Source organism: Campylobacter sp. 2018MI13 (assembly GCF_018501135.1).
Classification (GTDB): Bacteria; Campylobacterota; Campylobacteria; order Campylobacterales; family Campylobacteraceae; genus Campylobacter_E.
In genome coordinates this window covers 1-391 of the sequence record NZ_JAHCZC010000292.1, presented here as the reverse complement: position 1 = coordinate 391, position 391 = coordinate 1, and the positions used below count along the sequence as shown (strand labels likewise).

Sequence of the window (391 nt, the reverse complement as noted above, 5' to 3'; positions counted from 1 at the left end):
CATCTACATCGAGTCGGTCTCCGAGGACCCGCGCGACGGCGGGCCTCTCGTCCACCTGTGCTCACGCGGCATCTCTCCCGTGGGTGCCTCGGATCCGCGCAACCCGACCAGCGTGTTCTACGGACGGTACGACGACGATGTCGTGCGCACCGCTGACGGCTGGCGCATCCGCCACCGCCGCTACCAACACGGCTCGTAGCACGAGCCGGTTCGCCCTCGCCGAACACACCTCGGCCTATGCCGGCGCGCCCGCCTGGACCGTGGCGGTGGAGTTGACTGACCGGTGGCGGACGACCCGTACACGTTGGCGACCGCGAGTTCCGCGGGTGAGCGGCTGACGCATCGCCGCTACCGGCGATGGGTGGCTGGGAGAAAGTGGGGTGACGAAGGC

Annotated in this window: 1 protein-coding gene; it reads left to right on the top strand. The window is 69.6% G+C overall.

The genetic code is table 11. The features are described 5' to 3' along the window. Positions 1–199, top strand: a 199-nt coding sequence (locus KJQ99_RS10080; protein WP_214150767.1) for a nuclear transport factor 2 family protein, incomplete at its 5' end; no start/stop codon positions are given. Positions 200–391 lie beyond the last annotated feature (192 nt).